Origin of the sequence: Pseudoalteromonas sp. AS84 (genome assembly GCF_038900255.1) — a bacterium.
Lineage (GTDB): Bacteria > Pseudomonadota > Gammaproteobacteria > Enterobacterales > Alteromonadaceae > Pseudoalteromonas.
Genome location: NZ_JBBMQY010000024.1, coordinates 1 through 13,551, shown reverse-complemented (window position 1 = coordinate 13,551; position 13,551 = coordinate 1). Strand labels below are relative to the sequence as shown.

The 13,551-nt window shown below is 40.2% G+C and carries 14 protein-coding genes; 9 read left to right on the top strand and 5 right to left on the bottom strand.

Annotated elements, in window-relative coordinates:
* Window positions 1-8: 8 nt before the first annotated feature.
* On the top strand, window positions 9-1,634 hold the full coding sequence (panP, locus tag WNY79_RS18165; protein WP_024594075.1) for a pyridoxal-dependent aspartate 1-decarboxylase PanP: 1,626 nt from the start codon (window positions 9-11) through the stop codon (window positions 1,632-1,634).
* Between the two features lie 54 nt (window positions 1,635-1,688).
* Here the strand turns inward: panP and serA are convergent, their stop codons facing one another.
* From serA to metK, 5 genes are all read right to left on the bottom strand, one after another.
* Window positions 1,689-2,918: a phosphoglycerate dehydrogenase gene (gene serA / locus WNY79_RS18160; protein WP_024600597.1), complete on the bottom strand. Its 1,230-nt coding sequence runs from the start codon at window positions 2,916-2,918 to the stop codon at window positions 1,689-1,691.
* A 9-nt stretch (window positions 2,919-2,927) separates the two neighbouring features.
* Window positions 2,928-3,581, bottom strand: coding sequence for a ribose-5-phosphate isomerase RpiA (gene rpiA / locus WNY79_RS18155; protein WP_076925206.1), 654 nt, complete (start codon window positions 3,579-3,581; stop codon window positions 2,928-2,930).
* A gap of 53 nt (window positions 3,582-3,634) precedes the next feature.
* Complete coding sequence (locus tag WNY79_RS18150) at window positions 3,635-4,231, bottom strand: 5-formyltetrahydrofolate cyclo-ligase (RefSeq protein ID WP_342876543.1); 597 nt, start codon at window positions 4,229-4,231, stop codon at window positions 3,635-3,637.
* 18 nt (window positions 4,232-4,249) lie between these two features.
* Entirely contained in the window at window positions 4,250-4,795 is a 546-nt protein-coding gene (locus WNY79_RS18145) for a hypothetical protein (RefSeq protein WP_076925204.1), read from the bottom strand.
* Window positions 4,796-4,970: 175 nt separating this feature from the next.
* A complete protein-coding gene (gene metK / locus WNY79_RS18140) occupies window positions 4,971-6,122 on the bottom strand; it encodes a methionine adenosyltransferase (RefSeq protein WP_024600601.1) in 1,152 nt (383 codons plus the stop codon).
* 303 nt (window positions 6,123-6,425) lie between these two features.
* On the opposite strand from metK, the gene tkt reads away from it, so the two are divergent.
* From tkt to WNY79_RS18100, 8 genes are all read left to right on the top strand, one after another.
* Window positions 6,426-8,417 carry a transketolase gene (gene tkt, locus WNY79_RS18135; RefSeq protein WP_342876542.1) on the top strand — a complete coding sequence of 664 codons (1,992 nt, stop codon included), beginning with the start codon at window positions 6,426-6,428 and terminating at the stop codon, window positions 8,415-8,417.
* A gap of 184 nt (window positions 8,418-8,601) precedes the next feature.
* Complete coding sequence (locus WNY79_RS18130; RefSeq protein WP_002958974.1) at window positions 8,602-8,916, top strand: pyrimidine/purine nucleoside phosphorylase; 315 nt, start codon at window positions 8,602-8,604, stop codon at window positions 8,914-8,916.
* 177 nt (window positions 8,917-9,093) lie between these two features.
* Entirely contained in the window at window positions 9,094-9,450 is a 357-nt protein-coding gene (gene raiA / locus WNY79_RS18125; RefSeq protein WP_007376058.1) for a ribosome-associated translation inhibitor RaiA, read from the top strand.
* 202 nt (window positions 9,451-9,652) lie between these two features.
* Entirely contained in the window at window positions 9,653-10,828 is a 1,176-nt protein-coding gene (locus WNY79_RS18120) for a divalent metal cation transporter (protein ID WP_342876564.1), read from the top strand.
* Window positions 10,829-11,358: 530 nt separating this feature from the next.
* A complete protein-coding gene (locus tag WNY79_RS18115; protein ID WP_342876541.1) occupies window positions 11,359-11,829 on the top strand; it encodes an SMI1/KNR4 family protein in 471 nt (156 codons plus the stop codon).
* 24 nt (window positions 11,830-11,853) lie between these two features.
* Window positions 11,854-12,138: a hypothetical protein gene (locus tag WNY79_RS18110; RefSeq protein WP_342876540.1), complete on the top strand. Its 285-nt coding sequence runs from the start codon at window positions 11,854-11,856 to the stop codon at window positions 12,136-12,138.
* Between the two features lie 238 nt (window positions 12,139-12,376).
* A complete protein-coding gene (locus WNY79_RS18105; protein WP_342876539.1) occupies window positions 12,377-12,832 on the top strand; it encodes a GNAT family N-acetyltransferase in 456 nt (151 codons plus the stop codon).
* A gap of 18 nt (window positions 12,833-12,850) precedes the next feature.
* Window positions 12,851-13,261 carry a GNAT family N-acetyltransferase gene (locus WNY79_RS18100; RefSeq protein ID WP_342876538.1) on the top strand — a complete coding sequence of 137 codons (411 nt, stop codon included), beginning with the start codon at window positions 12,851-12,853 and terminating at the stop codon, window positions 13,259-13,261.
* The last annotated feature ends 290 nt before the right edge of the window (window positions 13,262-13,551 follow it).

Genomic DNA, 13,551 nt, shown 5'->3' with positions numbered 1-13,551 from the left:
GTATTGAGATGGATCAAAAGCGTTGTGCCGTCGCCTCTAAAGAAAGCCTTAAGCGTATATTTACTGTACCTGAAGCGCCAGACTCAACTTTAAGCAAAATCGAGCTTGAAATTTCGAGTAATTTAGCAGGTTTCTTAAACGAAAATATAGCGGCAATTGAAAAACCATTACATGAAATCGAAAAAGATTTTCAGTCGGCAGTGATCCCAGAGGATCCAACGTTTGTATCTGCTTATGCTCAAGACATAATGGAGCAACTTGTTGCGCATTCTGTGCATACAGCTGCGCCTAGCTTTATTGGTCATATGACCTCTGCCTTGCCGCATTTTTTATTACCGCTGTCAAAATTGATGGTAGGGCTAAATCAAAATCTAGTAAAAATAGAAACGTCTAAAGCGTTTACGCCTCTTGAGCGTCAAGTGCTTGGAATGATGCATCATTTAGCTTATGGGCAAGAAGATTCGTTTTATTCTAAATGGATGCACAGTGCTAAAACCTCATTAGGTGCATTTTGCTCAGGTGGAACGGTTGCTAATATTACTGCGCTTTGGATTGCGCGAAACCGCTTATTAAAACCCGATGGTGATTTTAGAGGTATTGGCGCACAAGGCCTAATTGCCGGTATGCTGCATTACGGCTATAAAGGTTTAGCAGTATTAATATCAGAACGCGGACATTACTCATTAGGTAAATCAGTTGATTTACTCGGTATTGGTCGCGATAACTTAATTGGTATTAAAACCTGCGAAAATAATAAAGTTGATGTAGGAGCTATGCGCGAAAAAGCACGTGAGCTTGAATCGCAAGGCATTAAAGTAATGGCGATTATTGGGGTAGCGGGTACAACCGAAACCGGTAATATTGACCCACTTGATGAAATGGCCGACTTAGCACAAGACATTAACTGCCATTTTCATGTAGATGCTGCATGGGGAGGAGCGACCCTTTTATCGAACACGCATCGCCCTTTACTAAAAGGGATTGAGCGAGCAGATTCAATTACCATCGATGCACATAAACAAATGTATGTACCAATGGGAGCGGGCTTAGTTTTATTTAAAGATCCCGCTGCCACAGATGCAATAGAGCATCACGCTGAGTACATATTACGTAAAGGTTCAAAAGACTTAGGTAGCCACACGCTTGAAGGCAGCCGACCTGGTATGGCAATGTTAGTACATGCTTGCTTACGTGTTATTGGTCGTAAAGGTTACGAAATGCTGATTGATCGAAGCATCAAAAAAGCACATTACTTTGCTGATTTAATTAAAGCTGATGAAGACTTTGAGCTTATTTCAGAACCTGAATTGTGCTTATTAACGTATCGTTATGTACCTAAGCAAATTAAACAAGCAATAGCCGATGCAGATGCTGCAACTCGGTTAGATATTTTTGCTTCATTGAATCGTTTTACTGCCAGTATGCAAAAACGTCAGCGAGAGTCTGGTCGCTCATTTGTATCACGTACTCGTTTAACGCCTTCTAAATACGATAATCAACCTACAGTTGTATTTAGAGTGGTACTTGCAAACCCGCTTACCTCAGGTGCTATTTTAAAAGAGATATTAGCTGAGCAAAAAGAGTTGGCTGCAACAGATCCGGTATTCAAAAAATATTTAAGAAAATATATGTAATCTAAATACAAAAAAGGGTCCATATGGACCCTTTTTTAATATCAAAAGTATTTATTAATGTAAAATACGTGCTCTAATTGTACCCTCAACAGCGCTTAGTTCTTTAAGTGCTACCTCAGATTGATCTGTATCTACATCAATAACTACATAACCAATAGATGCGTCTGTTTGTAGGTATTGCGCAGCAATATTAATACCGTGCTGTGCAAACGCTTGGTTAATTTGCGTTAGTACACCAGGGCGGTTGTGGTGTACGTGTAATAAACGGCTACGATTAGCAAGCTCAGGCAGCGATACTTCAGGGAAGTTAACCGCAGTAATAGTTGAGCCATTATCTGAGTATTTAGCCAGTTTACCCGCTACTTCAATACCAATGTTTTCTTGTGCTTCTTGTGTAGAACCACCAATGTGCGGCGTTAAAATAACATTGTCGAATTGGCGCAGTGGCGATACAAATTCTTCATCGTTAGATTTTGGCTCAGTAGGGAACACATCGATTGCTGCACCACTTAGTTTTTTCTCTGTAAGCGCTTCTGCAAGAGCATCAATATCAACCACAGTTCCGCGTGAGGCATTGATCAAAATAGACCCCTGCTTCATAACAGCAAGTTCTGCGCTACCAATAAGGTTTTTAGTTTGCGGTGTTTCTGGTACATGTAAGCTAATAATATCAGAGCGTTGTAACAGCTGAGTTAGGTTATGAACTTGTGTTGCATTACCCAGTGATAACTTATCTTCGATATCGTAATATTCAACGTTCATACCGATATTTTCAGCCATAATACCTAGCTGAGTACCAATGTGACCGTAGCCAATAATACCTAAAGTTTTACCACGTGCTTCAAACGAACCATTTGCTGTTTTTAACCAGCCACCACGATGAGCCGCTGCATTACGCTCTGGAATACCGCGTAATAAAAGTAGAATTTCACCAAGTACAAGTTCAGCAACTGAACGAGTATTAGAAAACGGTGCGTTGAACACAGCAATACCGCGTTCGCGTGCTGCATCTAAATCAACTTGGTTTGTACCAATACAAAAACACCCAACAGCAACTAGTTTGTCAGCTGAGTCTAATACGGCTTGGTTAATATGAGTACGAGAACGAAGTCCTACAAAGTGAACATCTTTAATGCGCTCTTTAAGCTCGTCCTCAGGTAAGGATGTTTTAACGTAATCGATATTGCTGTAACCGTTACGTTTTAGCGTTTCAACAGCGCTTTGGTGAACACCTTCAAGCAAGAGAATTTTAATTTTGTCTTTTGCTAACGATACCTTACTCATAACCTCATCCTATTTAATTTGTGGCCCATTTTTGGTACCGATAATCACTTTATCAGCACCTCGCATCGCAAATAGGCCGTTGGTAACTACGCCAACAATTGAATTTATTTGTGTTTCAAGTTGTTTGGCATTGGTAATTTTTAAGTTAAATACATCTAATATAACGTTACCATTATCGGTAACTACGCCTTGGCGATAAACAGGGTCTCCACCAAGTTTTAATAATTCTCGTGCAACGTAGCTGCGCGCCATTGGAATAACTTCTACCGGAAGCGGGAAGTCGCCCAATGTATCTACCAGTTTTGTGTCATCAACAATACACACAAACTGTTTTGCAACTGCCGCTACTATTTTTTCACGTGTTAGCGCTGCGCCGCCGCCTTTAATCATTTCGTTTTGAGCGTTTATTTCGTCTGCGCCGTCAACGTATACATCTAAAGCAGCAACGTTATTAAGCTCAAATACTTCAATACCCAACGCTTGTAGGCGCGCGGTTGAGGCTTCTGAGCTTGATACAGCGCCTACAATAGTGTCCTTTACTGAGCCAAGGGCATCAATAAAGTGATTAACAGTAGAGCCTGTACCCACACCTACAATGGTGTTTTCTTTTACAAACTCGAGTGCTGCCCAAGCAGCTGCTTTTTTTAATTCGTCTTGTGTCATTGCTTTGTGCTCATGTATGTCAGAAATATGCGGTTAGTAATCAAATTTAATTGTTACCAACAGTATGTTTTATCTGGGGTGATAATGGTTTTAAGTGGTACATCCCACGACTCGATTGGTAGGGCCTCAACTTTTTGGCATTCATGTGCAAGGCCAATTAGTTGTGGTTTTTGCCAATTTTGTTCGTGTAAACGCGCCAAAGTCCGGTCGTAAAACCCACCTCCCATTCCTAGGCGATTACCTTGTTTATCAAATGCAACTAATGGCATAAGGAGGTAATCAAGCACTGGTAATGGGCATATTTGAGAGCAGTTCAGCTTAGGCTCCAAGATACCATAGCGATTTGCTCTCATGGGTGAGTTTTTCTCATAGCGCTGAAATAGTAAATTAGCGCCATTGAATGGGTGTATTATAGGTAGGTAAACGGTATGGTTTAAACTCCATAATTCTTTAATTAACAACGAAGTGTCTAACTCCCCATCGTTACTTAAGTAAATGGCAATATGCTTTGGATTCGTTGTTTTTTCGCTTTTTAAATGTTGAATAAAATTCATTTTTAGCGATTGCGCAGCAATTATTTGCTGATTATTTGACAAGTTTTTACGGGTGTTACGAATTTCTGCTCTTATTTTTGCGCGTTTATTACTCATTAAATTAATTAGCCATTCTTAAAAAGAGAATAAATCGGGAAAAATTAAAAAAACAGCCAGTACTACTAGCAAAATGGTGGCAGTTGCAATCAATGAATATAAAAGTAAGTTACTGCGTTTTTTAGGAGGCGCTAAATCCTCATCTAGCATTAGGTCGTCATCTTGCCATTCGTCAACATTTTCGTCTGGTGCTTTTAATTGAGCTTCAGGAAGGCGTTGCTCTAGCTCGTCTAACTTTTCTTCAAGGCGAATTAAGCTGCTAGTGATGTAATCGAGAGCATCAAAAATACGTTCATCACGTTGGTTGTTTGCAGCAGGGGCAGAGCTATTTTGAATAGCGTTTGAAACAGCTTGAAGCTTACTTTTAATGCCTAAGCTCGCTAGTAACTTAGCCTGTTTTAACGCTTTGTCTTTATCGCTTGGCGCAAACAGTGGCTTGCCTTTAAAAAAAAGAGCTACTTTTTCATCTGACGTTTTTAATTTTGCAGCTAAATTTGTACATGCTGTTTTTATATCAACGTTATCGGCAAGTCCTGCAAATATAACGCGAAAGTTATCGGCCATTTAACTATCCCTAAAGCTTTTATAATGAAATGAGTATATACCTAAAGTACAAAAGAATTCGAGGTCGATTTTATAGTTATTTTGTAGACGCTCTACAAACAATATAGCGAATAAGTTTTAGATGCAAAAACGACCCTTAAAAGGGCCGTTTTTAATTTATTACAACACTTTTGGCTTAAAGGCCAGCAGCTGCGCGAAGTGCGTCTGCTTTATCTGTACGTTCCCAAGGGAATTCGTCACGACCAAAGTGGCCGTAAGCCGCTGTAGGAAGGTAGATAGGGCGCTCTAAATCAAGCATTTGAATTAAGCCGTAAGGGCGTAGGTCAAAATGTTCACGAATAAGCTCGATTAAACGGCTTTCTTCTAGCTTGCTTGTACCAAATGTTTCAACGCTGATAGAAGTAGGCTCTGCAACACCTATTGCGTAAGAAACTTGTAGCTCACACTTGTCAGCAAGACCAGCAGCAACAATGTTTTTAGCAACGTAACGTGCTGCATATGCTGCTGAGCGGTCAACTTTTGATGGATCTTTACCAGAGAAAGCACCACCACCGTGACGAGCCATACCACCGTAAGTATCTACAATGATTTTACGACCAGTTAAACCACAATCGCCCATTGGTCCGCCAATTACAAAACGACCTGTTGGGTTAATGAAAAACTTAGTTGCGCTTGTAATAAGTTCTGCAGGAAGTACAGGCTTGATGATTGTTTCCATCACAGCTTCTACTAAATCTTTTTGTGAAATGTCTTCGCTGTGCTGAGTAGAAAGTACAACAGCATCAATACCTACAGGTTTGCCGTTTTCGTATGCAAAAGTAACTTGAGATTTTGCATCTGGACGTAACCAGTTAAGCTCGCCGCTTTTACGCACTTGCGCTTGGCGCTGTACTAAACGGTGTGAGTAAGTAATTGGAGCAGGCATTAGTACTTCTGTTTCGTTACATGCGTAACCAAACATTAAGCCTTGATCGCCCGCGCCTTGCTCTTCTGGGCTAGTACGGTCAACACCTTGGTTAATGTCTGGAGACTGTTTACCAATAGTGTTTAAAATTGCACATGAATCGGCATCAAAGCCCATGTCTGAATTTGTGTAGCCAATGTCACGAATTGTTTTACGTGTAATTTCTTCGATATCAACCCATGCGCTAGTAGTGATTTCACCGCCAACCATAACCATACCGGTTTTAACGTAAGTTTCACACGCTACGCGAGCCTGAGAGTCTTGCTCTAGGATTGCATCAAGTACCGCATCAGAGATTTGATCGGCGATTTTATCCGGATGACCTTCAGAAACAGATTCAGAAGTAAATAAATGTTTTGCCATTGTATTTCTGCTCACAAATATTGCGCTTCACAAATGTCGGTATTAGCGCTAAAAAATTAAGGGGCGTATTTTATCGAAAACAAAACGCATTGCATAGTGTTTTTACGCCTAGACGTCTAAATAAAATTACGAATGTCGTTCTAGTCTCAAAAAAAATTCATAATGCTGCCTTTTCTGGGGTTTTTAATTGCACACCGCCCCCACAATAAGTAAGAATGGATGTATAACAGTATCCGAGTTATTTGGTTACATAAACAAACACATAAATACCCGCGCAAATACACATATAAGGTAGGAGAATTCATGCCATCTCGCAAAGAACTTGCAAATGCTATTCGCGTCTTGTCAATGGACGCAGTACAAAAGGCCAAATCTGGCCACCCTGGAGCCCCTATGGGCATGGCTGATATCGCAGAAGTATTATGGCGCGATTATCTAAAACATAACCCAACGAATCCAGAGTGGGCTGACCGTGACAGATTTATTCTTTCAAACGGCCACGGTTCAATGCTTATCTATTCTCTATTGCACCTAAGTGGTTACGACTTACCACTGGACGAAATTAAAAACTTCCGTCAAATGCATTCTAAAACACCAGGTCATCCAGAATACGGCTATGCACCAGGAATCGAAACTACTACGGGTCCATTAGGTCAAGGGATCACAAATGCCGTAGGTATGGCAATTGCTGAAAAAGCGCTAGCTGCACAGTTTAACCGTGAAGGTCACGATATTGTTGATCACTTTACCTATGCATTTATGGGCGATGGCTGCCTTATGGAAGGTATTTCTCATGAAGCAGGTTCACTTGCAGGCACTCTAGGCTTAGGTAAGCTTGTTGCATTTTGGGATGACAACGGCATTTCAATCGATGGCGAAGTAGAAGGTTGGTTTACAGATGACACGCCAGCTCGCTTTAAAGCATACGGTTGGCATGTAATTAGTGGTGTTGATGGCCACGATAGCGATGCTGTAAGTGCTGCAATCGCAGAAGCAAAAAGCGTTACCGATAAACCTTCACTAATTTGTTGTAAAACAATTATTGGTTACGGCTCACCTAATAAGTCAGGCAGCCACGATTGTCACGGTGCACCACTGGGTGATGACGAAATTAAAGCGTCTCGCGAATACTTAGGTTGGACTGGCGATGCGTTCGAAATTCCTGATGATATTTACGCACAATGGGATAGCAAAGAAAAAGGTCAGCAGCTTGAATCAAGCTGGGACGAAAAATTTGCAGCATACGCAAAAGCATACCCAGAGCTAGCGTCAGAATACAAGCGTCGTATTAACAACGAACTTCCTGGCGATTGGGCTGAAAAATCTCAAGCGTATATTGAGCAATTACAAGCAAACCCAGCAAACCCAGCGTCTCGTAAAGCATCGCAAAATGCATTAAATGCGTTTGGTCCGTTATTACCAGAATTCATGGGTGGCTCAGCCGATTTAGCTGGCTCAAACTTAACAATTTGGGATGGCTCGAAAGGTTTAACGCACGACGACGCAAGCGGTAACTACATTTACTACGGTGTACGTGAGTTTGGTATGTCGGCAATTATGAATGGTATTGCCCTTCATAAAGGTTTTATTCCTTACGGTGCTACGTTCTTAATGTTTGTTGAATATGCAAAAAATGCTGTACGTATGGCTGCATTAATGAAGCAACCAAGCATTTTTGTATACACGCACGATTCAATTGGTTTAGGTGAAGATGGTCCAACTCACCAACCAGTAGAGCAAATTGCAAGCATGCGTTTAACGCCTAACTTATACAACTGGCGCCCATGTGACCAAGTTGAGTCGGCAATTGCATGGCAACAAGCTATTGAGCGTAAAGACGGTCCTACATCGTTAATCTTTACTCGCCAAGGTCTTGAGCAACAAGCACGTGACGCACAGCAATTAGCAGATGTTAAGAAGGGTGGTTACATCCTTAGCTGTGACGGCAACCCAGAGATTATCTTTATTGCAACAGGGTCTGAAGTACAACTAGCACAAGATTCAGCAAGCGAACTACGCAGCCAAGGTAAAAAGGTACGTGTTGTATCTATGCCATGTACTGATGCCTTTGAAGATCAAAGCGCAGCATACAAAGAAAGCGTATTACCGGCATCTGTTTCACGCCGCGTAGCAGTAGAAGCAGGTATTGCTGACTACTGGTACAAGTACGTAGGCCTAAACGGCGCAGTAGTAGGTATGACTACCTTTGGTGAGTCAGCACCTGCAGGCGAGCTGTTTGAGCACTTTGGTTTTACAGTGGCAAACATTGTAAGTAAAGCAAACGAACTTTTTTAATCGCTTTGATTAAATAAAGTAAGTAATTGAAAAACCCGCACATGTTGCGGGTTTTTTTATGCCCTTACATGAAGCAACTTCACCTTGAACAATGCTGCTTTCCTTGCAAGAAAGTAAGCTATCAGGCAAGGTAGTGCGATAAAATTTATAAATAAAAATCTTAAATTAATAGCAGGAGCTAAAAATGCCAAAGTTCGATAACGTAAGTGTAGTAAAAAAAGCCAATGTATATTTTGACGGAAAAGTGTCGAGCCGTACCGTTATTTTAGGTGATGGAGAAGCGAAAACGTTAGGCTTTATGCAACCAGGTGAGTTTGTTTTTGATACAAACCAAAAAGAATGCATGGAGCTTTTAGCTGGCCAATGGGATATTTTATTACCAGGGGCGAGCGAATGGAAAACATTTAACGCAGGTGAATCGTTTAATGTTGATGCAAATGTAAGCTTTAAAGTAAAAGTATCTGATTTTGCTGACTACTGTTGTTCGTACACAGATTAATCAGTACAGCTAGACGTCTGAAAGCCCATGCACTATGGGCTTTGCATAAACTTTGCGCAACGCATGATTTAAATCACCAAAAACCGCAAATAAACCTCAAATATCTCTCTTTTTTCCTTGTGTTAATCTAAATAGCCCCCAATACTATTTATGAGGTAACAAATAAAAGGATACCCTATGAAAATTAATCTTTCTGGTCACCATGTTGAAGTTACTGACTCTATTAGAGAGCACATCAACGAAAAATTTTCAAAAATCGAGAGCCATTTTCCATCGCTTATTGCACTCGATATTATTTTGTCTAAAGAGCATCATAAAATCCAAGCTGAAATTAGCACTAATTACGAAGGCACGCGCATATCGGTAAAAGGGGAAAACGAAGTTATGTACCCAGCCATTGCAAGCGCAGCTAAAAAACTCGATGCGGCACTAAAACATCGAAAAGGGCAGATAAAAGCAAACTTACACGAAAAGCCTGTTAGCACTACACCTGAAATCGCACACGAGATCATCCAAGAGATGGATCTTAAATAAAATTTAGTCACAAAGTATTGTAAAAAAGAGCCGTATGGCTCTTTTTTATTGCCTGTAATTTAGGTAAGTTATGCGTTCTTGCAGTTTATTAATTATAAAAATTAATAAAAAGAACACACAACACACATATTTTGAGAAATTAATGCACACAACAAAAGCAGTATGGAAGTCTCGACTAGGTGCGCTTGGCCCTGGGATCCTCATGGCAACAGCCGCTATTGGCGGTTCTCACTTAGTTGCCTCTACGCAAGCTGGGGCAATATTTGGCTGGCAATTATTTTGGCTTATCCTCGTTGTTAATGTTTTAAAGTACCCGTTTTTTCGCTTTGGGATGGAATACACACTTGCCACTAAAAATAGTTTAGTAGAGGGCTATAAAAGCAAAGGCCCGTTTTATTTTTACAGCTTTATTGGTTTAAACATTGTTGCCGCTGTTGTTAATACAGCCGGCGTATTACTACTTACCGCAAGCTTACTGCATTACGCCTTACCCGTGGTTATTGAAGTAACCTTGCTTTGTTGGATGCTGTTGGGGGTATGTTTAGTTATATTGCTACTTGGGCACTTTAAGGCGCTAGATAACGTTGCCAAAGGCATTATGGGGCTGCTTACGCTCGCTACTTTGATTGCCCTTGCCATTGCATTTAGTAATGGCCCAATGGCACCTGCTGATTACATAGGGCCTTCACCGTATGAACTTGCCATGCTTAGCTTTATGGTGGCTTTAATGGGCTGGATGCCAGCCCCTATCGAAATATCTGCATTAAGTTCTTTATGGCTAAAAGAAAAACAAGCGCAGCAAACAGTTTCTAAAAGCCAAGGCCTGTTCGATTTTAACGTAGGTTACTGGCTTACAGCTGGCTTAGCCTTAGTATTTTTTAGCTTAGGTGTATTGGTACAGTATGGGCAAACTAGCAGTATAGAACTCGGCGGTGTCGCGTTTGCCAAGCAGCTTATTGATATGTACGCATTAACAATAGGCGAGTGGGCAAGGCCGCTTGTATCAGCAATCGCCTTTTTATGTATGTTTGGCACTACACTCACCGTACTAGATGGCTACGCCCGCACGCTTAACGAGTCTCATAAGTTACTTGGCTTTAAGCAATCCAAACACAGCCTAAATATTTGGTTAATACTACAAGCACTAGCTGGCATGGCCGTTATTTTATTTTTTAAATCAGCTCTTGGCCCCATGCTTACCTTTGCCATGACACTTGCTTTTGTAACCACCCCCGTTTTTGCATGGCTTAACTTTAGCCTTGTGCGATCAGAGCCCGCTATAAAACACAGCGTGTTATTACGTAGCTTAACGTGGTTAGGACTAGTGTATTTAGTAGGCTTTGCAGTAGCGTTTGTAGTGTGGAAACTAGCAACCTAAATATAGCTATTTACTTTAGAGCTTTCGCTGAAGATGACTAAAAGTTTAGAAAACAGTTTAATGGCTGATAAGTAAGCGTATAGGGCGCATTGAACATCAGCTCTTCCATTACACCAATAATGCGAGGTTTATGCTGGCTTGCTTGTGTATTGTTAGGCAGCGTTATGTGCGCTGTTAGTAAGTTGAGAAATGTTCGTCATTAGAATGTCCTCGAATAATTTACTGTATAACTTACTAAGACGCAACGGCTCTGTAAAAGACGAAAAATTCATAAAATAAATTGTAATAAAACGTATTAGGGTTTTTAAGGGCCGACATAGCGCAGAAATCAAATGTTAAATGGGATTGCTTTCTGCTTAAGTTATTCAGGCTTTATTGAGTTAAGAGATATGAAGATCTAGGGAAGCTCAAGTCTGGAGATAAAATCAAGCCGTAAATATTTAAAATTGTTGTTGTATGAAATTTAAAAGGTAAGAGTTGTTATGAATATCGAAATGTTTATGAAAGCTGCTTCTAGCAAAGAAAATTTTATGTTCAGAGAAGGCGGGGCCTCTGAAGAAGAAATAATCGCACTAGAGACGTGCTACAACATCACACTACCAAATGACTATAGAGAATTTTTGCATAAGTTCGGCTTTGTCGCGTGGTTCGGTGATTATGTGTGTGGCTTAGTCGAAGAAAACGCTAGGCTTAGTAAATCTTGTAACGTATACAGAAAAACGGATTATTACCGTGATTTTTACAACCGTGCCGAATTTCAGTCAGTGCCAACCGATGGCGTGATCATTAATCAATACGATGGCGGTGGCTATTACTTTTTGTTTTCTCAGGAGTCAGAACGCGCTGGTGAAGTTGGGCTGTTTTTAACCGAGACTTATGGGCAAGAAGTTTCAAAGTTTAATACTTTCATCGATTATTTATCTTTTCTTATTAATGACACCCCAGACCCTGAGTCCGTTGATGTAGATTACGATAAAATAATGGACATTATTGAAGATTAGATCTGCAGTTCATAGGAGTTCATGATGGCGCAAGACAAAATATGGTTGGAGATTCAGGAAAAGAATCAAAAAGAAAGTCAGAGAATGTTAACGGAAGCTATCAATGAATTGGCTGAGATAGGTAAAGAGCCCTTTGATTTGCAAGAGCTTAAAAAAGACTGGAGTTTTAGGTATGAGAAGCAGCTAAATGAAGAGCAACTTAATAGAGCAATGCAAGATATCGAGCGAGATTATTATTTCTTGGGCAAGCTGGTGATGACAATGCAACAATACGGCAAGCATTTGACCGAGATGGAGTTCTATTCTTGATGAATATTAAAGTCTATAAACAAGATGATATAAATATGTTGCTCTTCTCCCTGATATAATTAATAGCTATGGAATAAATGAATGAAAATACTCATCTGGAATGGAATTATATTTTTAGTCATGCCTCTTATTGCTGCCTTTATTGCACTTCTTCTTGGACTTTATGTTAATAACCCAGGCACACATGACGCGACGGCTTAAATTAAAGCCCAAAGCCTAAAATTTAAACGAGGTATAAATGGATATTAAAATAGGTGAGCTTTCAAACCCACACGTTATAAAACTACTACAGGCGCATCATAACGATATGCTAAAGCACTCACCTGTTGAGAGCGTTCATGCACTTGATGTGAGTAAACTCACCCAACCCAACATAACCTTTTATAGCTTATGGATTGATAATAATTTAGCGGGTGTTGGCGCTTTAAAAGCACTAAATACGAGCGAAGGCGAAATTAAATCAATGCGCACATCAAGTAACTATTTACGCCAAGGAATAGCGGCTAAGCTACTTACGCACATTATTGGGGAAGTAACACAGCGAGGTTACAAAAAGCTAAGTTTAGAAACCGGCACGGCAAAGGCGTTTTTACCCGCGCAAAAGCTTTATACTCAATTTGGTTTTAAAGAGTGCGAACCGTTTGCTGATTATGAGTTAGATCCGTATAGCTTGTTTATGAGTAAAGGGTTTTAAAAGTGAGTAGGGGATATTATGGTTTATAAAGTTGAACTTAAAGCCCCAGCACTGGATGAATTTGCCAATTTACGTACACAAGTAAAGTGGAAAAACCCCGACGATGAAGTACTAAAAGCAAGCATCGAAAACTCACAGTTTTGGGTTGCCGTGTACGACATTGATAAGTTGATAGGCACTGGGAGAGTGATTGGTGATGGCGCAATGTATTTTTATATTCAAGATATAATTGTTGCGCCTAGTTATCAAAGCAAAGGCATTGGTCATTTAGTTATGACCCATATTGAAAACTACCTAAGCAGCACCTGCTCTAATGGCGCTACAATCGCTTTATTAAGTGCTCACGGTAAAGAAAGCTTTTATACACAATATGGCTATGTAAAGCGCGATGGAGATGTTTTAGGGTTTGGAATGTGTAAGTTTATTTAGTTAATATTATGGATTAAAGGAACTAATTTTTTATATGGTTGTTGACCTTACTAAGCCCTTAAGATTACCAAAGGCATTTACTGATAGATTAAGAACATTAGACGAACTATGCCGTAAACATTACCACTCGGAAAGTATGTTTAAATACAGTTGTGTCCTCGAGTTAGTAAAAGATATTGATAAACACTGCTCGGAAAGAAAAGTTGTCGGTATCCCCCTGTGTCAGGATAGTTGTCGCCTCTAACTTTTAATAGAGGCAGATAAAATGAGACGTCGATTTACACAAGAAT